Origin of the sequence: Stutzerimonas urumqiensis (genome assembly GCF_003640395.1) — a bacterium.
Lineage (GTDB): Bacteria > Pseudomonadota > Gammaproteobacteria > Pseudomonadales > Pseudomonadaceae > Stutzerimonas > Stutzerimonas urumqiensis.
Map to the genome: position 1 here is coordinate 171,979 of NZ_RBZQ01000006.1, position 20,727 is coordinate 192,705.

A 20,727-nucleotide genomic window follows, 5' to 3' on the forward strand; every position below is an offset into this window, starting at 1 on the left:
TGCGGGAAGCCGGGGGCGTGAGGTTCGGCCCTGGCTTCAAGCGCCCTGGCCGGCTGCTGGTCAGCGTGGGTAGAGCGGGGGCAGTGCGCTCTGGTCCTGCTCGATCGCTTGCTGCTCCTGTGCCGGCAGCGCCTGCACCGCTCGCCAGAGACCTTCGCCTTGCCAGCGCTGGCCGGTTTCGCTGTAAAGCGCGCCGTTGAGCTCGTCCAGGGCGTCGGACAGCGGGACGAAGCGGGCTGCCATGTCGGCGAGGGTCTCCGGTTGCTGGCGGGCCCAGGCATCGAGGGCCTGGCGTGTCGCCTGGCTATCGTTGGCCAGGCAGGCGCGCTTGAGGTCGTCGAGCAAGGTGCGCGGGCTCGGACCGCTGGCTGCGCTGCGGTGCACCGCCGGCTGGCGCCGGGCATGCCACCACAGGCCGAAACCCAGCAGCGTGGTGCATGCAAGGACCAGCGTGCTGATCTGCCACGGCCAGGCCGGCCACGCCGAAGGGGCCGCTACAGGAGCGGGCAGTGATTCCAGGGGCGGCTGTTCGATCGTCGGGTTCATCGCCACGTCGAGCGTATGCGCCGGCAGTTCGGTGACCTCGAGCCGATCGGTCTCGGTGTTCCACCAGGTCACGGAAATCGGTGGCAGCGTGGCTTTGCCGGGCTCGGTCGGTACCAGCGCCACGCGCTGCTCGCGACTGCCGGTCACCCCGCCGGGGCCAACTTCGTTGGCCAGGCTCGGCTGGTCCGGGTAACGGCGCAGACCAGGAACCTCGGCCGTTTCGATCGGCGGCAACTGGGCGCTCGACAGGCCTTCGGCCTGCAACAGCAGGCTGCGCGTCAGTGACTCACCGACCTGCGCCTCGGCTGGCGCCGGGGTCCAGGCCTCGACCAGCGTCAGGCGACGGGCCGGCAGCCAGGGCTGGTCCTTCGGATAGGACGGCGGAATCGGTGCCACCTCCAGCGGAATCACCGGCGATTTCACTTCGGTCACCCGGCCCGGCGTCGGCCCGAAGGGCGAATAGCCGTCCGTGGCCGCCACCGTGGTGGCGCTGAACAGCTGCGCGGGGATGGTCAGGTGCCCACTCTGCTGCGGAAAGATCGCGTAGCGCACCTCGATGACCCCATGAAGCATGCCGTTCACCCGCTTCTCGTAGGTACGCGGCTCGCCGAGCCGCTCGACGATGGCGTTTGGCATCTGCAAGGGCGACAGGCTGCTGTCGTCATAGAGTGAGACGGAGTGAAAGATGCGCAGCGTCAGCACGATCTGGCCCTGCACATACACATGATCGCGATCGAGCGTCGCATCGATGAACACCGGAGCGAGCGTTTCGCTGGCGGGGTCGTCGGCTTGCACGGTGAGCTGGATGGGTTCGCTGCGCCATTGCCCGAGGCTTAGTGCGGGTATTTCCAGCGAGCCCGTCTTGCGCGGCTGCAACGTAATGAGCCAGCGCGTCAGGGCCCGCGCCTGGCCGTCGACGGTGGCCAACTGGTTCTGCTGACGGGTCGATGCCACCTGGAAACTGGCGGCGAGCGGGCCGAGGTCCGGGGCGCCGAACTGGGTGGCGTCCTCGGTTTCGAGGGTGAGCTCCAGTGTTTCGTGCAGCGCCAGGCGGGTGCGGTCGACCCGCGCGGTCAGACCGGCGGCGCAGGCTTGCCCGCTCAGCAACAGCAGTACCAGGCAGGGGAGCAGGCGGGTCATGGTCGGGTTTCCTGTCGCATACGTTGCTCGATGAGAAATTTGCGCCTCAGCAGCTCGCCGGGATCATCGGGAATGCGGCGCAGCCACTGTTCGGTGGCCAGTGCGCGCTCCTGACCCGGTTCGTCGCTGGCGGATGGCTGCGGTTCGGCCTCTGACGGCGAGGCGGCCGCACCGCCCGACGCTTCATCGGTCGCGGGGGAGGCGGCCGAGTCCGTTGTGCCGGTCGACGAAGACTCGGACGACGCCTCGTCGGACGATTCGGAGCGACCCTTGGCCTCCTGCTCCGAGGGCGGGCTGGCGGGTGAAGGGGCGGACTGTCCGCCGGTTGCCTCGCGTGCGGGCGGTGCCTCGGGTTCGCCGGCGGCGGGCTGACTGCCGGCGCTTTCGCGTCGTTCGAGCAGGGACTCGACCAGCGCCTTGTTGCGCTCGGCCTGCTCGAGCGTGGGTTGCCGTTCGAGGGCCTGGTCGTAGGCCTCGATGGCTTCGGCCAAGGCCCCCTGCCGGGCGAGGGCATTGCCGCGGTTGTAGTGGTCGGCGGCGGTATCGCCTGCGGCGAAGGCTTCGGCTGCGGCGGTGTAATCCCCCGCGAGGTAGTGGGCGAGGCCCCGCCAGCGGCGGTCCTCGAAGCGCGTCGCGGCTTCTTCGGGTCGCTGTTCCCGCAACAGCCGCGCACCCTGCTGGTCCGCGCGCCACCACAGATCCTGCCAGAGCGAGGCCTCCGCCGGCGGTGCGCTCACCAGCAGCAGCGGGACGCAGAACAGCCAGCCCTTGCGCCCGGCGAAGGCCGCCAGCAGCACCAACGGCAGGAGCAGCCAGTGACCCTGGTCCTCCCAGGTGTCCAGCCGGGTGAGCTCGTCTTGGGTATGCAGCGCCCCCCGCGCCTCCAGCAGCTCGAGTCGACGCAGGTCGGCATCGTCCAGCCGCGCAGTCTGATACCGGCCGCCGAGTTCGCGGGCGAAGGCGCGCAATCCGGCAGCATCCAGCCGGGGCAGCAGGATGGAGCCGGCATCGTCCTTGAGCAGGCTGCCGTCTTCCAACACGATCGGCCCGCCCGCAGCGGTACCGATGCCGAGGATCGACAGCCGCTCGCCATCGTCACCCAAGGCCTCGCGAATGGTGCGCTCGGCCTCGGGATCGATACCGGTACCGATCAGCAGCAGGCGACCATCGGGTTGTCCGCCCTGTTCCAGCAGGGCCAGCGCCTGCCTGACCGCCAGGTCCGTGCGTCGGCCCTCCTCGGGCATGATCGATGGCTTGACCGCTTCGAGCAGGTTGCCGGTGGTGGCGATGTCGCTCGACAGCGGCACGAGGGTATGGGCGCTGCCGGCGAACACCACCACGGCGGTCTGCGCATCGGGGCGGGCGGCGAGCAGGTCGAGCAGCTTGCGCTTGGCCCGTTCCAGCCGCGTCGGGGCGACATCCGAGGCGAGCATCCGGGGGGTGACTTCGAGCAGCACGACCAGCGGATCGGACCGTTCCAGCGACGGCTGTTCGAGCTGCCGCCAGCTCGGGCCGACAAGGCTGATGCCGGCCAGCAGCCAGCCGATGCCGAGCAGGACCCAGGGCAGCCGGCTGTTGCGCAGGCGGCCGCGGGTCAGCAGGTAAGGTTGAAAGCGCTCGGGCAGCAGACGCTGCCAGCGGCCGGTGCGGCGTTGGCGATGCCAGAGCGACCACAGCAGCCAGCCGAGCGCTGGCCAGGCGAGCAGCCAGTACGGGCGCAACAGATGGGGCAGCCAATCGTTCATGGGGCGACTCGCCGGCGTCGACGCGTCAGCCGCTTGGGCCAGAGGCTCGCGACGACGAGCCATCCGCTGCCGACCAGCGCCAGCCCGAGCGGCCAGGGATGCAAGGGATAGGCGTAGCGCGCCTGCTCCGGCGGCTGGGCGGCTGGCTCCAGCTCGTCGAGCACGGCGCCGACCGCGGCGAGCTCCTGGCGCGTTCCGGCCCGAAAATAGCGGCCACCGGTCAGCGCAGCCACCTCGCGCAGTGTCGCCTCGTCCAGCTCGACACCGAGCGAGAAGCCGAACGGCATCGCCGGGTCCGCGGCGTCGGCGGGCGCGCCGATGCCGATGGTGTGGATCTTCACGCCTTGCCGCGCGGCGATGCGCGCGGCGACCAGCGGATCGATCTCGCCGCCATTGTTGGCACCGTCGGTCACCAGGACCAGCACGCGGCTGTCCGCGGGGCGGTCGCGCAGGCGCTTGACCGCCAGGCCGATGGCATCGCCGATAGCGGTGTTGCCGCCGGCGATGCCGATCAGGGCTTCGTCCAGCCAGGCGCGTACCGTCTGACGGTCGAAGGTCAGTGGCGATTGCAGGTAGGCCTGGCTGCCGAACAGGATCAGGCCGACGCGATCGCCGTGGCGCCCCTCGATGAAATCACCGAGCAGCCGCTGCACCAGTTCCAGCCGGCTGATCTGCTCGCCTTCCCATTCCATGTCGGGGTATTCCATCGAGCCGGACACGTCGACGGCCAGCAGCAGGTCGCGGCCGCTGGTGGGTTGCGGTGCGGGCTCGCCCACCCAGAGCGGCCGCGCTGCCGCGGTGAGCAGCAGCAGCCAGATGGCCGCGTACGGTAATTGCTGCTTCCAGCCCGGCAGGCCAATGCCGGCATGACGTCCGGCAAGGGCGGCCAACTCGGGCAGGAAGGCGACCTTCAGCGCCGCCTCGCGACTGTCCGACGCCGGCAGCCACCAGCGCAGCAGCCAGGGCAGCGGCAGCAGGACGAACAGCCATGGCCAGGCGAACTCAAGCATGCTTGCGAATCCAGGTATCGACCGCCTGGTAGAGGCCGTCGATCGCCTTGTCATCGAGTCGGCACTCGGCACGGTAGGCGCCCTCGGCGAGCACCATCCAGCGGGTCAGGCCGGCGGCCGGGCAGCGATTGTCGAGAAACGCGAGCCAGGCGCGGCCGCTCAACGTATGGGGATTGTCCTGCGCATAGCGCGTCCGGCACAGCCGCTTGAGCAGGGCGTTGATCTGCTGGAGCCAGAGGTTGGCGGGCTGGCCCGAGTAGGGACGCGGCAAGGCCGCGAGTTCGGCCAGCGCGGCTTCGCGGTGCGGATCGAGCGCCGGTGGGTTCGTCGCCCCGGCGCGCTGGGCACGCAGCCGCCGGATGAGCCGCCACGACAGCCAGCCACCGACGATCAGCACTGCGAGAAGCGCCCACCACCCCGGGGCCGGCGGCCACCAGGGCACCGCTGGCGGAGCGATCGGCGGGGCGAGCTGATCGAGCGGGTTCATCGCCGCGCGCCTCCTTGCAGGCCCAGGTGCAGGCGCAGCTGCTCGATCAGATCGGTGTGCGTATCCAGCGGCAGCAGGGGCACGCCGAGCTGGCTCGCCAGGCGTTCCCAGCGCGCGGTGCGCGCCTGGGCCTGCTGTTTATAGGCCAGGCGCAGGTTGTGGTCGTGGCTGTCCAGCTCGAGGCGGCCGCGGCCCTGGGCGAAACGCAGCAGGCCGGCGGCTGGCAGGGCGTGGTCCAGCGGATCGGAAACGGGGAGCAGCAACAGATCGACATGACGTCCCAGCAAATGCAGCTGCCGTTTGGCGGCGTCGGTCAGGGCACGGACGTCGCAGAGCACCACCGCCAGACTGCCCGGACGCAGCACCTCGCGGGCCCGGCGCGCCGCCTGTGCGAAGCAATCGGCCGGGTCGGCGAGCCCGGCGCCGAGCGCCCGGTTGGCAGCCACCAGCCGGTCGAGCAGGCGCAGCTGGCTGTGCTTGTCGCGCCGCGGCCGTATTTCGTGATGGTCGCGCTCGCTGAACACGAGTCCGCCGACCCGATCGTTGTTGGCCAGCGCGGCCCAGCCGATCAGCCCGGCGGCGCGCGCGGCGAGCACCGACTTGAACAGGTTCGCGCTGCCGAAGAACAGCCGATGGCTCTGTTCGACGAGGATGAAGATCGGTCGCTCCCGCTCTTCGTGGAAGAGTTTGGTGTGCGGCTCCTGGGTGCGGGCCGTGACGCGCCAGTCGATCGTGCGCACGTCGTCGCCAGGCTGGTAGATGCGCACCTGATCGAAGTCCACGCCGCGGCCGCGCAGCCTGGAATGATGCAGGCCCACCAGCGGGCTGCGCCGTGGCGGGGTCACGAACAAGGGGGTTTCACGGGCGCGATGACGCAGGTCGATCAGCTCGGCCAGGCTGGTGTAGACGCCCTCGTCTTCGGGCGCGGTGGGCACTGGGTCGGGCGGCCGCGGCTGCATCAGGCCACCGCCACCACGTCGAGAATGCGCTGGATGACGCGGTCCTGATCCATGCCGGCGGCTTCTGCCTCGAACGACAGGATGATCCGATGACGCAGGACGTCGAACAGCATGGCCTGGATGTCTTCCGGGCTGACGAAGTCGCGCCCGGCGAGCCAGGCGTGCGCCCGGGCGCAGCGATCGAGCGCGATGGAGCCGCGCGGGCTCGAGCCATAGGCGATCCATTGCGCCAGCTCGGCATCGAACTTGGCCGGCGTGCGCGTGGCCATGACCAGCTGGACCAGGTATTCCTCCACGGCATCGGCCATGTAGAGCCCGAGGATCTCCTTGCGGGCGGCGAAGATCGCCTGCTGGCTGACGCGATGCTCCGGCGCCGCCTCGCCATTGATCGCCTCGCCGCGCGCCTGCTGGAGGATGCGTCGCTCCACCGCGGCATCGGGAAAACCGATCTTCACGTGCAGCAGGAAGCGATCGAGCTGCGCTTCGGGCAGCGGGTAGGTGCCTTCCTGCTCGATCGGGTTCTGCGTGGCCATCACCAGGAACAGCGGCGACAGGTCGTAGGTGCTGCGACCGACGCTGACCTGCCGCTCGGCCATCGCCTCGAGCAGGGCCGACTGAACCTTGGCCGGCGCGCGGTTGATCTCGTCGGCGAGCACCAGGTTGTGGAAGATCGGCCCCTGCTGGAAGACGAAGCTGCCGGTCTCCGGGCGGTAGATTTCCGTGCCGGTGATATCCGCCGGGAGCAGGTCGGGGGTGAACTGGATGCGATGGAACTCGGCTTCGAGGCCGTCGGCCAGCTCCTTGATCGCACGGGTCTTGGCCAGGCCCGGTGCGCCTTCGACCAGCATGTGGCCATCGGCGAGCAGGGCGATCAGCAAACGTTCGACCAGGCGCTCCTGGCCGAGGATCTGGCTCGAGAGAAACTGTCGCAGCGCAAGCAGCGCTTCACGGTGGTCCATCACGGCATCCTGTGTAATCAAACCCGACATGACCCGGCGTCCGTGCGGCGCGCGGGCCGGTGGGCGATTGTATTGCAGGCGCGATGGCGATGCGTACAGCCGGCTCTGGTTTGTGAGCCAGGCGGCGCGGCGGGTGCCTGCCGCTGGCGGATCGGTGCCGGTGTGCGCTAGGGCCAGCTGGCGAGCGCACGACGGTGCGCCTGTTGCGCCTGGGCGGCGACGACCGGCCGCAAACGGACCGCGGAGCCCGGCAGGCACTGGGCGAGACGGGCGATCGCCAGCGGGGTCAGCGCCCCGATCCGCGGGTAGCCGCCGATGGTCTGGCGATCGTTGAGCAGCACGATCGGCTGGCCGTCGGGCGGGACCTGCACCGCGCCCAGCGGCACACCTTCGGAAATCATCGTGCGGGTCTTGCTGCGCAGGGCCGGCCCCAGCAGGCGCATGCCCATCCGATCGCTGCGGGTATCGATCTGCCACGGCGTGTTGAACGCATCGAACAGGCTCTGACCATCGAAGCCGCCGATCTGCGCGCCAACCACGACATCCAGCGTGGCGGAACCAGACCAGTCGGGGATGGCAGTGGCCGGCATGCGGCGGTGTTCCGGCAGCGGACCGCGCCAGCGCAGCACGTCGCCCTCGGCCACTGGTTTGCCGTCGCCTTCCAGCCCGCCCAGGCCTTCGCGCACGACCGTGGCGCAGCTGCCGAGCAGGGCGGGCGCTTCGAACCCGCCGGGCGCCGCGAGGTAGGCGCGCACGCCCAGCTTCGGTCCGTCGAAGGCGAGGCGCTGCCCGCGGCGAACGGCGACTGCGCGCCACGGCGGCAGCGGCGCGCCGTCGAGCGTTGCGCCGAGATCGGCACCCGCGAGCCCCAGCACGCCATCCGCTTCGACAGAAAGCGCGAGCCCGCCGAGGGTGATCTCCAGGACCGGAGCCGCCAAGGCATTGCCGAGCAGCCAGTTGGCCCAGCGCATCGATACCCAATCCAGCGCGCCGCCCTGGGTGACCCCGAGGTGGCGGACGCCGAAGCGGCCATCGTCCTGCAGCAGCGCCAACGCACGGGTTCGTTCGATGCGCAGGCTCATCGGTCGTGCTCCATAGCGGGCATGGCGCTGTCGTCGCCGCCCAGTCGCAGGAAGGCCGCATGGTCGATCGGCTCGAAGCGCACGCGATCGCCCGGGCGCAGCAGGCTATAGCCGTCCTGCCGATAGTCGAACAGGCGCACCGGCGTGCGACCGATCAGGTTCCAGCCGCCCGGCGAGGCGACCGGGTAGGCGGCGGTCTGGCGGTCGGCGATACCGACGCTGCCGGCCGCGACCCGCTTGCGTGGCGTGGCCAGCCGCGGTGTCGCCAGGCATTCCTCGACCAGCCCCATGAAGGCGAAGCCCGGTGCGAAACCCAGCGCAAACACCTGGTAGGCATGGGCCGCGTGGCGCTCGATCACGGTGTCGACCTCCAGCCCGGCGCGCTCGGCGATGAGCGCCAGTTCCGGCCCGACACGGCGGTCGTACCACACGGGCACGAGATGTTCCCGGCCGCCCAGGTCTTCGGCCGCGGTCAGTCCGTTCAGCGCGTCGAGTACCGCGGCGCGCGCCTGATCGACCGTGAGCCGATTGAGGTCGTAGTGGATCAGCAGCGTCGTGTAGGACGGCACCAGGTCGATCAGCGCGCTGCCCAGGCGCTCGGTCAGCCGCTCGGCGGCGGCCAGCAGCCAGGGCATGTTGCGCTCGTCGATGCGGTCGAACAGCCGCAGCGTTAGGCAGTCGAGCGCCGAGACCTCGATCCGCGGCGTCATGCCGGCTCCAGCGCCTGCAGCGCTTCGCGGATACGACGTACCGCGGCGACGGAGCCGGCGTTGTCGCCGTGCACGCAGAGGGTGTCGGAGCGCAACCGCAGGGCGCTGCCGTCGCTGGCCGTCAGGGCGTCGCCGCGGGCCAGGGCGATGGCCTGGGCGACGATCATCTCGCTGTCGTGGTGCACCGCGCCCGGTTCGCTACGGGCGACCAGATAGCCGGCGCGATCGTAGGCGCGGTCGGCGAAGGTCTCGAACAGGAGCGCAACGCCGTGCTCGTCGGCCAGCCGTTGCGCGGCGGTGTTGTCCGCCGTGCTCATCAGCATCAGCGGCAGGTCGCCCCCGTAGCTGGCCACCGCCCGCAGGACCGCGGCGAGCTTGGCCGGGTCGCGCATCATGTCCTGGTACATCGCGCCGTGCGGCTTCACGTAGCGCACCTGCTGGCCCTGGGCCCGGCACAGGCCGTCCAGCGCGCCGACCTGGTAGAGCACCATGTCTTCGATCTCCTGTGGCGAGCAGGCCATCGAGCGGCGACCGAAGCCGACCAGGTCGGGGTAGGCCGGATGGGCGCCGATGCGGACCGAGTGCTCGGCCGCGAGCGCCACGGTGCGGCGCATGGTGCCCGGATCGGAGGCATGGAAGCCGCAGGCGATGTTGGCGCAATCGATGTAGGGCATGACCTCGGCATCGAGGCCCATGCGCCAGGCGCCGAAACTTTCGCCGATGTCGCAGTTGAGCAGCAGCTTGGGCACGGTGGTCCCTCCGATCGGTGTGCGTGTCGATGGCCGCATCTTGGTTTTGCCTCGACGGGTCGTCCAACAAATTATGGCGAGCGCCGGGGATAGGAATTTCCGTTGCCCGGCGCACTTGCGCATCCACTGCGGGCTGGCTCATGGTGCGCCCGAGGGCTTGCGGCGCTATGCAAGCCGGCAACCGCACGGCCAGGAGGCGCGGCGCCATGAACCTGAGATTTCTCGAGACCTTCGTCTGGGTCGCCCGGCTCAAGAGCTTCCGCCTGACGGCAGAGAAGCTGTTCAGCACCCAGGCGTCCATTTCCAGCCGCATCGCCGCGCTGGAGAGCGAGCTGGGCGTGCAGCTGTTCCTGCGCGATTCGCGCGGCGTGACGCTGACCGCCGAAGGCGTGCGGGTGCTCGAATACGCCGAGCAGGTGATGGACACCATGCAGGCGATGAAGCAGGCGATCAGCCAGCCGGGCGATGCGGGCGGACTGATCCGCGTCGGCGCGATGGACACCGTGGTGCACACCTGGCTGAGCCCCTTCGTCGCGCGGCTGATGGAGCGATACCCCTCGGTGGAGATCGAGCTGACCGCCGACACCGCCCGCAACCTGTGCGAGCAGCTGCACAAGGGCTACCTGGACCTCGTCTTCCAGACCGACATGTTGCGCAGCGATACGGTGCGCAACCAGGCGCTGGCGCGTTTCGCGGTCAACTGGGTGGTGTCGTCGCGGTCACTGCTGAACCGACCTTACCACTCGCTGGAGGCGCTGAGCGGCGAGCGCATCATCACCTTCTCCAAGAACTCCCGTCCCCACCAGGACCTGCTCAACCTGCTGCACACCGGGAATATCCAGAACCCGCGGGTGAGCTGCGTGAACTCGGTGGCGGCCATGACCCGGCTGATCCGCGATGGCTTCGGCGTTGGCGCGTTGCCGGCGGCGCTGGTGGTCGACGAACTGGCCGATGGCTCGCTGGCCCTCGTGGAAGGCGTACCGGAGCTGCCGCCGATGGACATCGTGGCGACCTGGCGCACCGGCGTCGGCCTCGAGCTGAGCGAAAACCTGGTGGCGCTGGCGCAGCGGGTGGTCGCCGAGTTCGCCCAGCAGGCGGGCGACGACCGTGTGCTGCTGCCGGACGGCATCGCCGACACCCCGTGAGCGATCGGCGCTAAAGAACCGTCCGCCGTGGCCGACACAGTTGTCTGACAACTACCAACAAAGTGATACCGGCATGCCTATCTACTTGTCATGGAAGCAAAAGTTCCGGCTGCTGATCGGCGTCTCGCTCGTCAGCTTCGTCGTCATGGTGGGCTCGGCCCTCTGGGTCAACGATCGACTGGCCGATTCCTTTCAAGCGCAGCAATCGGCCGCGGATTTCCGCAGCGCATCGATCGAACTGCTCAACGGCTGGCTTCGTCTGCGTGGCCTGCGCGGCCAGCTTTCGGCCGATACCGCGCCGCGCCTGACCGAGCAGCTGGAACGGGTGCAAGCGCAGGCGCAGGCGTTCGAGCAGCGCTCGCGCGCCCTTGGCGATGCCGGTGTCACCGCCGCGGCGCAGCAGATAGCCGCCACCGTACTGGCCGACGTGCAGGCGCACCGGCAGTGGCTCGCGCTCAACCAGACGCTCGGCCTCAGCCCCAAGGACAACGAGCGCCTGGCGCTTGCCAATGCCGGCAAGGCGCTGGATGCGATCAAGATCAGCCTCATCGCGCCGTTCATCAGCGATGCCCTGTCGGCGCAGCGCGACTACCTGTCGACCTTCAACGCCGAGTTCGCCGCCAAGGCCCGCGAGGCGATCGAGGGACTCAACGCGCAGATCGTCGAGCTGGACTGGCAGGACAGCAAGATCGGCGAGGACGCCCGCGCCTTCGCCGCGGTATTCGCTCGTGTCGATGGCTTGATCGCGCAGCTGCGCGACCTGGAATCGGCGATGGCGACGCGCAGCCAGGCGATCGAAGGCGAGGTCGACCGGCTGGATGCCAGCCTCACCGAAGGCATCATCGCGGCCACTGCTAAGGACGTGGAAGCCGCGCAATCCTCGGCGCGGACGATCCTGGGCCTGGCTTTCCTGGCGGCCGCCGCGCTGGTGCTGGTCACCCTGATCCGTGCGTCGCAGGCGCTGCTCGGCCAGTTGGGCAAGGTCAGCGCCTTGTTGTCGCAGGTTGCCGCGGGCGACCTGACCGGCAAGATGGCGGTCGGCAAGAATCCGCGCGACGAATTCAACCGCCTGGGCATGGCCGTCAACGACATGATCGGCAGCATCGCCGGGCTAATCCGCCAGGTCGTGGACGCCAACCGCGACCTGACCCAGCTGCATGCCTACCTCAACGATGCGATGAAGCGCCTGGACGAGAACAGCGGCCAGGTCGAGCAGCAGACCGAGCAGGCCGCGTCCGCCTCGCATCAGATTTCCGCCACGGTGAACGAAATCGCCCAGCGGGCCACCGACGTCGGCGCCGCGACCGATGCCGCCTGCGCCTCGGCGCAAAATGGCAGCCGGGTGATCGGCGGCAGCGTCGACAACATGCGCCGCCTGTCCGGGCTGATCCATGACACCCACGCCCAGGTCGCCTCGCTGACCCGCTGCGGCAGCCAGGTCAGCAGCATCATCGATGTGATCAACAGCCTCGCCGACCAGACCAACCTGCTGGCGCTCAACGCCGCCATCGAGGCGGCGCGTGCCGGCGAAGCGGGGCGGGGCTTCTCGGTGGTGGCCGACGAGGTGCGCTCGCTGGCGCAAAAGACCGTCGCCGCGACCACCGACATCACCCGCATCGTCGCCGAGCTGGATCAGCAGACCCGCAAGGTCGACGAACTCACCGGGTCGGGGCTCGCGCTGGCCAAGCGCAGCGAGGAGGACGCCGGCGAGGTGGCGTCCTCGATCGATCGCATCACCCAATCGGTCGAGCAGCTCGCCTCCGAGATGAACCAGGTGGTCGTGGCGGTGGAAGAGATTTCCGCGACCACCGACGAGATCGCCCACAAGATGGAAGACATCAATACCCACACGGGCGAAACCCGCGATCTGCGCCTGACCCTCGATGGCCATACGCGCGGGTTGTCCGATCAGGTCCGCGCGCTGGGCGAGCGCACCAGTCGCTTCCGCATCGGCTGAGACCGACGCTTCCCTCCAAGGCCCCGTCCGAACGCACGGGGCCTTTTTCGTTGCGCCTCCGGCAGCGTCTATAACCTTTTCTGATCGTCTGGCGCCGATTTTTCTAGTTGGACAGGCGCGGGATGACTGCCGAGACTCGGTCCCACGCCAGCGCTGCGCCGGCGACATAACAACAATGACGACGAGGGAAGGGCCATGATCCTATCGAAGAACCGCTTCGCCCCGGCCATGCTGGCCGGCCTGCTAGGCCTGGCCGGCGCGACCGCCCAGGCTGCCGACAAATGGAACATGACGGTCGAGAACCCCGAGGGGAATTCGATCACCCAGGTGGCCAAGGCTTTCGCCGAAGACGTGGAAAGAGCAACCGATGGCGAACTGAAGATCCGCGTGCATTCCAACTCGGTGCTGTTCAAGCGCCCCGAGGTCAAGCGCGCGGTGCAGACCGGCCAGGTCCAGCTCGGCGACATGCTGATCTCGGCGCTGGGCAACGAAGATCCGATCTTCGAGGTCGACAGCGTGCCCTTCCTGGTGCGCGGTTACGACGACGCGAAGAAGCTTTGGCAGGCCAGCCGGCCGGCCATCGAGCAGCGCCTCGAGAAGGACGGGCTGAAGCTGCTGTACGCCATGCCCTGGTCGCCGCAAAGCATCTACACCCAGCAGCCGGTCACCAGCATGGCGGATTTCGAGGGAATGAAGTTCCGCGCCTACAACCCGGCGACCTCGCGCATGGTCGAGCTGATGGGCGCGATCCCGACCGTGATCAACGTGACCGAAGTACCGCAGGCCTTCAGCACCGGCATGATCAACGGGATGCTGACTTCGCCGACCACGGGCGTCGACACCCAGGCCTGGGACTTCGCCAAGCACTATTACGACGTGCGTGCCTTCATTCCGAAGAACTTCGTGATCGTCAATGCGCGCGCCTTCAAGCGCCTGCCCGAGGCGACGCAGACCGCCGTGCTCGAAGCCGCCGCGCGTGCCAAGGAAAAGGGCTGGGCGACTGCCGAGGCGGAAACCGCCGAGCTGATCGAGACGCTGGCCAAGAACGGCATGCAGGTCCATGCCGACGCGCCCGACGACGTCGAGCAGGGCCTGCGCACGATCGGCGAGACCATGACCCGCGAATGGCTGGACAAGTCCGGCGCCGATGGCGCGGCGATCATCGAGCAATACCGTCAGTGACCCACAGCCACCTGCCGTGCCCGAAGGGCGCGGCTTGCGCAAGAGGTGACGCATGAAATCACTGACACGACTCTATGGCCTGTGCGGCGTGCTGTCGGGGGTGTTCATGGTGCTGATCTGCCTGCTGATCGTGGCGCAGATCATCGCCCGCCTGGCCGGCACGATGGTGCCGGCTTCCGATGAACTGGCGGCCTATGCGATGGCGGCGTCGGGTTTTCTCGGCTTGCCGTATGCGCTGCACCGGGGCGCGCACATCCGCGTTTCGCTGTTGTTCAAGGCACTGCCGGCGCGCGGTCGCCAGGGGCTGGACGTGGTGGCCAATGTCGTCGGCCTTGGCATCAGCGCCTACCTGGCCTGGTACAGCGCGCTGTTCGTCTATGAGAGCTACGTTTTCGGCGACCTGTCCTCGGGGCTGATCCCGGTGCCGATGTGGATTCCCCAAGTCCCGATGGTGATCGGCACGCTGGTGCTGGTCGTGGCGATGCTCGACCGACTCGTCAGCCTGCTGCGCGGTCGCCCCTTCGAGGTTGCCGACGGCCAGGCGGTCATGAGCGAGTGAGCAGGCTTTCTTTCCGGCAATTACTTACGGACGACTTCGCGTGGATTATCTGATCATCGCGACGACCTTGCTGGTCTCGCTCTTCGTGCTGCTGGCCGGTGGCGTCTGGGTGGCGCTGGCGCTGCTCGGCGTCGGCATCACCGGCATGGAATTCTTCGGCGGCGCGCCGGCCGGTTCCATCCTGGCCACCACCAGCTGGGCGGCGAGCGCCAGCTGGACGCTCACGGCGCTGCCGTTGTTCATCTGGATGGGGGAAATCCTCTACCGCACCCGCCTGTCGCAGGACATGTTCCGTGGCCTGTCGCCCTGGGTGCGCGGGCTGCCGGGTCGGCTGCTGCACGTCAACGTGCTCGGCTGCGGCATCTTCGCGGCGGTCAGCGGTTCGTCGGCCGCGACGGCGGCGACCATCGGCCGTATCTCGCTGCCCGAGCTGAAGCAGCGCGGCTACCCGGACGCCATCGCGATGGGCTCGCTGGCCGGCGCGGGGACGCTCGGCCTGCTGATTCCGCCCTCGATCATGATGATCGTGTACGGCGTGGCGGCGCAGGTGTCGATCTCGCGCCTGTTCATCGCCGGGCTGGTGCCGGGGCTGATGCTGTTGACGATCTTCTCCGGCTACCTGGTGCTCTGGTCGCTGTTCAATCGCCGCAGCATCCCGGACGAGCCCGAGCGGCTGGGGTTCGTCGACCGCCTGCGGCGCGCCAAGCTGCTGATCCCGGTCGGCCTGCTGATCGTCGCGGTGATCGGCTCGATCTACGGCGGCTTCGCGACCGCGACCGAGGCGGCGGCCGTCGGGGTGGTGGGGGCGCTGGTCATCGCCCTGGTGTCCGGTTCGCTGACGCGCGAGACCTTCATGGCCAGCCTGCTCGGCGCGGTGTGCACCTCCTGCATGATCTTCTTCATCCTGCTCGGCGCCCATTACCTGACCGCGGCGATGAGCTTCACCGGGCTGCCGGCGGAGCTGGCCGACTGGATCGTCGATCGCCAGCTCTCGCCCTACCTGCTGCTGCTGGCGCTGACCCTGTTGTTCGTGGTGCTGGGCTGCTTCCTGGACGGCATCTCGATCATCCTGCTGACCACCGCGGTGATCATGCCGGCGGTCGAGGCGGCGGGCATCGACCTGCTGTGGTTCGGCATCTTCCTCATCCTGATCGTCGAGATGGCGCAGATCACGCCGCCGGTGGGCTTCAACCTGTTCGTGATCCAGAGCCTCACCGGCCGCGACCTGGGCGCCGTGGCGCGGGCCAGCCTGCCGTTCTTCGGGCTGATCGTGCTGGCGGCGATCATCATCACCGCGTTCCCGGACATCGTCCTGTTCCTGCCGCAGATGGTCCACACCAGCTGAGCCGACGGTCTGCGCCGGTCCGCCTATGCTGTAGCGACGAACGAGGGAACTGGCCGGGCCGGTATCTATCAGAACACGCGTGACGTGCACGACGGATGGCGCGTCACGCTCTTTGAGCCGGCATGGATGCAAGGCTGTCCAGCGCTGAACTCCAACGATGGGCCACCGCGTTCGAACCGGCACAGCCGGCGGATCGGTCACGCTGCAGCACCCGTGCCCGATCCGCCATCACTTCGACAAGATCAAGCGGAGCGTAAACATGGCGTTCTTCAGTGCGACCAGCAAGGCCGACTTCCAGCACCAACTGAAAGCGGCTCTGGCGCAGCATGTGAGTGACGAGTTCCTGCCACAAGTGGGGCTCTTCGCGGAGCAGTTCTTCGGCATCACCCCTCTGACGGAACTCACACAGCGGCGAATGTCCGATCTGGTCGGCTCGACGCTGGCCACCTGGCGATTGCTCGAGCATCGCGAACCGGACGTGGCGATGGTCAACGTCTTCAACCCCGATTACGAAAAGCATGGCTGGCAGTCGACGCACACGGTGGTCGAGGTGCTGCATCCGGACATGCCCTTCCTCGTCGACTCGGTGCGCATGGAGCTGACGCGTCGCCGCTACAGCATCCACACCCTGCAGAACAGCGTGTTGCAGGTCTGCCGCGACGCCGACGACAACCTCGTCGAGCTGTTGCCCAAGGGCTGCGCGAACGAACGCAGCAAGCCCGAGTCGCTGATCTTCCTGGAGATCGATCGCTGCGCCAGTGCCGCCGAACTGCGCGAGCTGGAGCAGGCGCTGCACAGCGTGCTGGCCGATGTGCGGCTGGCGGTCGGCGACTTCCAGGCCATGAAGGCGCGGGCGGCCGAGCTGGCTGTCGGCCTGCGCGAAGGCGATGGCGAGCGCGGTGGCGTCGAAACGTCCGAGGTGCGGGCGTTCATCGAGTGGCTGGCCGATGACCACTTCACCTTCCTCGGCTATGAAGAATTCACCGTGACCGAGGAAGCGGGCGGCGGTCGCATCGTCTATGACGAGCCCTCGCTGCTGGGCCTGTCGCGCCGGCTGCGCACCGGGCTGGACGCCGAGGACCTGCGCATCGAACCGCGCGCGGTCGCCTACCTGGCCGAGCCGCTGCTGCTGTCGTTCGCCAAGGCCGCCGTGCCGAGTCGCGTGCACCGGCCGGCTTATCCGGATTTCGTATCGATCCGCCAGTTCGACGAGCAGGGCCGGGTGCTGCGCGAATGCCGCTTCATGGGCCTGTTCACGTCGTCGGTCTACACCCAGAGCGTCTGGGAGATTCCGTTCATCCGCCGCAAGGTCGAGATCATGGTGGAGCGCTCGGGCTTCAACGACTCGGCTCACCTGGGCAAGGAGCTCGGCCAGGTGCTTGAAGTGCTGCCGCGCGACGAGCTGTTCCAGACGCCGGTCGACGCGTTGTTCGAAACGGCGATCGCCATCGTGCAGATCCAGGAGCGCAACAAGCTGCGCCTGTTCCTGCGTACCGATCCCTACGGCCGCTTCTGCTATTGCCTGGTCTATGTGCCGCGCGACCTGTATTCGACCGAGACCCGCCTGAAGATCCAGCAGGTGCTGATGGATCGCCTGCAGGCGAGCGACTGCGAGTTCTGGACCTATTTCTCCGAGTCGGTGCTCACGCGGGTGCAGTTCATCCTGCGCATCGACCCGAGCCGCGAGCTGCGCATCGATCCGGCGCAGCTCGAGCAGGAAGTCATGCAAGCCTGCCGGACCTGGCAGGACGAATATTCCAGCCTGATCATCGAGCGCTTCGGCGAGGCGCAGGGCACCGTCCTGCTGCACGATTTCCCGAAGGGGTTCCCGGCCGGCTACCGCGAGCGCTTCGCCGCCAACTCCGCGGCGGTCGACATGCAGCACATCCTCAGCCTGAGCGACGACCGCCCGCTGGTGATGAGCTTCTACCAGCCGATCACGGCCGAAGATAACCAGCTGCACTGCAAGCTGTACCACCTCGACAGCCCGCTGCCGCTGTCGGACATGCTGCCGATCCTTGAGAACCTCGGCCTGCGGGTGCTGGGCGAGTTTCCCTACAAGCTGCATCAGCGCAATGGGCGGCAGTACTGGATTCATGACTTCGCGTTCACCTACGCCGAAGGGCTCGAAATCGACCTGCTGGAAATCAACGAGCCGCTGCAGGACGCCTTCATTGCCATCCTCGACGGCCGGGCCGAGAACGACGCCTTCAACCGGCTGGTGCTGACCGCCGGCCTGACCTGGCGCGAAGTGGCGTTGCTGCGCGCCTATGCGCGTTATCTCAAACAGATCCGCATGGGTTTCGACGTTGGCTACATCGCCTCGGCGTTGCTCAATCACACGGCGATCTCGCGCGAACTGGTGCGGCTGTTCAAGACCCGTTTCTACCTGGCGCGCAAGCTGGGCGACGAAGACCTGGCCGACAAGCAGCAACGGCTCGAACAGGCCATCCTGACTGCGCTCGACAGCGTCGCGGTGCTTAACGAAGACCGCATCCTGCGGCGCTACCTCTCGCTGATCAAGGCGACCCTGCGGACCAACTTCTACCAGCCGGACGAGCAGGGCCGGGCCAAGGACTACTTCAGCTTCAAGTTCGATCCGCGTGCCATCCCTGAGATGCCGCGGCCGGTGCCGCGCTTCGAGATCTTCGTCTATTCGCCGCGGGTCGAGGGCGTGCACCTGCGCGGCGGCAAGGTCGCTCGCGGCGGGCTGCGCTGGTCGGACCGCGAAGAGGATTACCGCACCGAGGTATTGGGCCTGGTCAAGGCGCAGCAGGTGAAGAACGCCGTCATCGTGCCGGTCGGCGCCAAGGGCGGTTTCGTTCCGCGCCGGCTGCCGGTCGGCGGTACCCGCGACGAGGTGCAGGCCGAGGCGATCGCCTGCTACCGGATCTTCATCAGCGGCCTGCTCGACATCACCGACAACCTGCGCGAAGGCCAGGTGGTGCCGCCCGCCAACGTGGTGCGCTTCGACGAGGACGATCCCTACCTGGTCGTCGCCGCCGACAAGGGCACCGCGACCTTCTCCGACATCGCCAACGGCATCGCCGCTCACTATGGCTTCTGGCTCGGCGATGCCTTCGCCTCCGGCGGCTCGGCCGGCTATGACCACAAGAAGATGGGCATCACGGCCAAGGGCGCCTGGGTGTCGGTGCAGCGGCATTTCCGCGAGCATGGCATCAACGTCCAGACCGACCCGATCACCGTGATCGGCATCGGCGACATGGCTGGCGACGTCTTCGGCAATGGACTGCTGCAATCGGAGGCGGTGCAGTTGGTGGCCGCGTTCAACCACCTGCACATCTTCATCGACCCGAACCCGGACGCGGCGGCAAGCTTCGCCGAACGCCAACGCCTGTTCGACCTGCCGCGTTCGTCCTGGACCGACTACGACCGCTCGCTGATTTCGGCGGGCGGCGGCATCTTCGAACGGTCGGCCAAGCGCATCGCGATCAGCGAGCCGATGAAAAGCCGCTTCGACATCCAGGCCGACGAACTGACCCCGGCCGAGCTGATTCACGCGCTGCTCAAGGCGCCGGTCGACCTGATCTGGAACGGGGGCATCGGCACCTACGTCAAATCCAGCCAGGAGAGCCATGCGGACGTCGGCGACAAGGCCAACGACGTCTTGCGCGTCAACGGCTCCGAGCTGCGGGCGAAGGTGGTGGGCGAGGGCGGCAACCTCGGCATGACCCAGCTCGGGCGGGTGGAATACAACCTCGCCGGCGGCGCCAGCTACACCGACTTCATCGACAACGCCGGCGGCGTGAACTGCTCGGACCATGAGGTCAACATCAAGATCCTGCTCAACGAGGTGGTCAGCGCGGGCGACATGACCGAGAAGCAGCGCAACCTGCTGCTGGCGGAAATGACCGATGCGGTCGGTGACCTGGTGCTGCACGACAATTACAAGCAGACCCAGGCGATTTCCCAGGCCAATCATCGCTCGGTGCAGCGCGCCGGCGAATACAAGCGGTTGATCGCCACCCTGGAAGCCGAGGGGTCGCTCGACCGTACGCTCGAGTTCCTGCCCTCGGACGAGGTGATGGCCCAGCGTGCCGCGGCCGGCCTGGGCCTGACCCGCGCCGAGCTGTCGGTGCTCATCTCCTACAGCAAGATCGACCTGAAGCAGGCGCTGCTGCGCTCCGATATTCCGGACGATCCGTACTTCGTTCGTGAAATGGAAACCGCCTTCCCGCGCCGGTTGGCCGAAGACTATCGCGAGGCGATGTACCGGCACCGGTTGCGGCGCGAAATCGTCAGTACCCAGATCGCCAACGACCTGGTCAACAACGTCGGCATCAGCTTCGCCCATCGCCTGATGGAGGCGACCGGAATGAGCCACGCCAGCGTGGCCGGTGCCTATATCGTGGTGCGCGACGTGTTCCGGCTCCCGCATTGGTGGCGCGAGATCGAGGCGCTGGACTACCGCGTCCCCGCGTCGCTGCAACTGACGCTGCTCGACGAGCTGACTCGGCTGGCACGTCGTGCGACGCGCTGGTTCCTGCGCAACCGCCGCAGCGAGCTGGACGCGACGCGCGACGTCGAGCATTTCGGCCCTCGGGTCGAGTCGCTCTACACGCGTCTCGACGAACTGCTGCAGGGTGACGCGCACAGCCAGTGGCAGGCACGCTTCCGGCACTACATCGAAGCGGGCGTACCCGAGGCGCTGGCGCGCGTCGTGGCGGGTACCAGCCATCTCTATACGCTGCTGCCCATCATCGAAGCGGCCGAAGCCACCGGTCAGCCGCTGGAGCAGGTCGCGGCGACCTACTTCTCCGTCGGCGGCGCGCTGGAGCTGTCGTGGTACCTGTCGCAGCTGACCTCGCTACCGGTCGACAGCAATTGGCAGGCGCTTGCGCGCGAGGGCTTCCGCGACGACGTGGACCAGCAGCAGCGGGCGATCACGGTATCGGTGCTGAACATGGTCGCGGGCGCCGATCAGCTCGACGACCGGCTCGCGCAATGGATGGATCAGCGCGAGGGGCAGGTGCAGCGCTGGCGGCGGATGCTTGGCGAGCTGCGCAGCGCCAGCCAGCCGGACTACGCCATGTACGCGGTCGCCAGCCGCGAGCTGCAGGACCTCGCGCAAAGCGGGCCACGAGGCTAGCACGCGCAGCATCGCCGCCGAACGTGCGGCGGCGATGCTGCG

The 20,727-nt window shown here is 68.1% G+C and carries 15 protein-coding genes; 6 read left to right on the forward strand and 9 right to left on the reverse strand.

All coding sequences use genetic code 11. The features are described from left to right. Positions 1 to 60: 60 nt before the first annotated feature. From D7325_RS13440 to D7325_RS13480, 9 genes are all read right to left on the reverse strand, one after another. On the reverse strand, positions 61 to 1,686 hold the full coding sequence (locus D7325_RS13440) for a BatD family protein (protein ID WP_120996406.1): 1,626 nt from the start codon (positions 1,684 to 1,686) through the stop codon (positions 61 to 63). Further along, positions 1,683 to 3,431 (reverse strand): vWA domain-containing protein, encoded by a 1,749-nt coding sequence (locus tag D7325_RS13445; protein ID WP_120996408.1) that lies wholly within the window; start codon positions 3,429 to 3,431, stop codon positions 1,683 to 1,685. The genes D7325_RS13440 and D7325_RS13445 overlap by 4 nt, the downstream gene beginning before the upstream one ends. Further along, a complete protein-coding gene (locus D7325_RS13450) occupies positions 3,428 to 4,441 on the reverse strand; it encodes a vWA domain-containing protein (RefSeq protein WP_120996410.1) in 1,014 nt (337 codons plus the stop codon). The genes D7325_RS13445 and D7325_RS13450 overlap by 4 nt, the downstream gene beginning before the upstream one ends. Continuing rightward, a complete protein-coding gene (locus D7325_RS13455) occupies positions 4,434 to 4,928 on the reverse strand; it encodes a DUF4381 domain-containing protein (RefSeq protein WP_120996412.1) in 495 nt (164 codons plus the stop codon). Before D7325_RS13455 ends, D7325_RS13450 begins: the two co-directional genes overlap by 8 nt. Beyond that, complete coding sequence (locus D7325_RS13460) at positions 4,925 to 5,887, reverse strand: DUF58 domain-containing protein (protein ID WP_120996414.1); 963 nt, start codon at positions 5,885 to 5,887, stop codon at positions 4,925 to 4,927. Before D7325_RS13460 ends, D7325_RS13455 begins: the two co-directional genes overlap by 4 nt. Further along, positions 5,887 to 6,846 (reverse strand): AAA family ATPase, encoded by a 960-nt coding sequence (locus D7325_RS13465; RefSeq protein WP_120996416.1) that lies wholly within the window; start codon positions 6,844 to 6,846, stop codon positions 5,887 to 5,889. The genes D7325_RS13460 and D7325_RS13465 overlap by 1 nt, the downstream gene beginning before the upstream one ends. Before the next feature lie 167 nt (positions 6,847 to 7,013). Continuing rightward, positions 7,014 to 7,928, reverse strand: coding sequence for a 5-oxoprolinase subunit C family protein (locus D7325_RS13470; protein WP_120996418.1), 915 nt, complete (start codon positions 7,926 to 7,928; stop codon positions 7,014 to 7,016). Continuing rightward, positions 7,925 to 8,638, reverse strand: coding sequence for a 5-oxoprolinase subunit PxpB (gene pxpB / locus D7325_RS13475; RefSeq protein ID WP_120996420.1), 714 nt, complete (start codon positions 8,636 to 8,638; stop codon positions 7,925 to 7,927). Before pxpB ends, D7325_RS13470 begins: the two co-directional genes overlap by 4 nt. Further along, on the reverse strand, positions 8,635 to 9,387 hold the full coding sequence (locus D7325_RS13480) for a 5-oxoprolinase subunit PxpA (protein WP_120996422.1): 753 nt from the start codon (positions 9,385 to 9,387) through the stop codon (positions 8,635 to 8,637). Before D7325_RS13480 ends, pxpB begins: the two co-directional genes overlap by 4 nt. 206 nt (positions 9,388 to 9,593) lie before the next feature. On the opposite strand from D7325_RS13480, the gene D7325_RS13485 reads away from it, so the two are divergent. From D7325_RS13485 to D7325_RS13510, 6 genes are all read left to right on the forward strand, one after another. Then, entirely contained in the window at positions 9,594 to 10,532 is a 939-nt protein-coding gene (locus tag D7325_RS13485) for a LysR family transcriptional regulator (protein WP_120996424.1), read from the forward strand. A 73-nt stretch (positions 10,533 to 10,605) separates the two neighbouring features. After that, entirely contained in the window at positions 10,606 to 12,489 is a 1,884-nt protein-coding gene (locus D7325_RS13490) for a methyl-accepting chemotaxis protein (protein ID WP_120996426.1), read from the forward strand. Positions 12,490 to 12,684: 195 nt separating this feature from the next. Next, complete coding sequence (locus D7325_RS13495; protein ID WP_245962080.1) at positions 12,685 to 13,671, forward strand: TRAP transporter substrate-binding protein; 987 nt, start codon at positions 12,685 to 12,687, stop codon at positions 13,669 to 13,671. Between the two features lie 52 nt (positions 13,672 to 13,723). Beyond that, positions 13,724 to 14,230 (forward strand): TRAP transporter small permease, encoded by a 507-nt coding sequence (locus D7325_RS13500; RefSeq protein WP_120996428.1) that lies wholly within the window; start codon positions 13,724 to 13,726, stop codon positions 14,228 to 14,230. 40 nt (positions 14,231 to 14,270) lie between these two features. Beyond that, positions 14,271 to 15,575 carry a TRAP transporter large permease gene (locus D7325_RS13505; protein ID WP_120996430.1) on the forward strand — a complete coding sequence of 435 codons (1,305 nt, stop codon included), beginning with the start codon at positions 14,271 to 14,273 and terminating at the stop codon, positions 15,573 to 15,575. A 259-nt stretch (positions 15,576 to 15,834) separates the two neighbouring features. After that, complete coding sequence (locus D7325_RS13510) at positions 15,835 to 20,685, forward strand: NAD-glutamate dehydrogenase (RefSeq protein ID WP_120996632.1); 4,851 nt, start codon at positions 15,835 to 15,837, stop codon at positions 20,683 to 20,685. Positions 20,686 to 20,727 lie beyond the last annotated feature (42 nt).

Excerpts from the sequence above, each read along its gene's own strand:
- D7325_RS13460 (WP_120996414.1), bottom strand. The coding sequence starts at position 5,887 with ATGCAGCCGCGGCCGCCCGACCCAGTGCCCACCGCGCCCGAAGACGAG.
- D7325_RS13440 (WP_120996406.1), bottom strand. The coding sequence starts at position 1,686 with ATGACCCGCCTGCTCCCCTGCCTGGTACTGCTGTTGCTGAGCGGGCAA.
- D7325_RS13445 (WP_120996408.1), bottom strand. The coding sequence starts at position 3,431 with ATGAACGATTGGCTGCCCCATCTGTTGCGCCCGTACTGGCTGCTCGCC.
- D7325_RS13470 (WP_120996418.1), bottom strand. The coding sequence starts at position 7,928 with ATGAGCCTGCGCATCGAACGAACCCGTGCGTTGGCGCTGCTGCAGGAC.
- D7325_RS13495 (WP_245962080.1), top strand. The coding sequence starts at position 12,685 with ATGATCCTATCGAAGAACCGCTTCGCCCCGGCCATGCTGGCCGGCCTG.
- pxpB (WP_120996420.1), bottom strand. The coding sequence starts at position 8,638 with ATGACGCCGCGGATCGAGGTCTCGGCGCTCGACTGCCTAACGCTGCGG.
- D7325_RS13490 (WP_120996426.1), top strand. The coding sequence starts at position 10,606 with ATGCCTATCTACTTGTCATGGAAGCAAAAGTTCCGGCTGCTGATCGGC.
- D7325_RS13485 (WP_120996424.1), top strand. The coding sequence starts at position 9,594 with ATGAACCTGAGATTTCTCGAGACCTTCGTCTGGGTCGCCCGGCTCAAG.
- D7325_RS13500 (WP_120996428.1), top strand. The coding sequence starts at position 13,724 with ATGAAATCACTGACACGACTCTATGGCCTGTGCGGCGTGCTGTCGGGG.
- D7325_RS13510 (WP_120996632.1), top strand. The coding sequence starts at position 15,835 with ATGGCGTTCTTCAGTGCGACCAGCAAGGCCGACTTCCAGCACCAACTG.
- D7325_RS13450 (WP_120996410.1), bottom strand. The coding sequence starts at position 4,441 with ATGCTTGAGTTCGCCTGGCCATGGCTGTTCGTCCTGCTGCCGCTGCCC.
- D7325_RS13455 (WP_120996412.1), bottom strand. The coding sequence starts at position 4,928 with ATGAACCCGCTCGATCAGCTCGCCCCGCCGATCGCTCCGCCAGCGGTG.
- D7325_RS13465 (WP_120996416.1), bottom strand. The coding sequence starts at position 6,846 with ATGGACCACCGTGAAGCGCTGCTTGCGCTGCGACAGTTTCTCTCGAGC.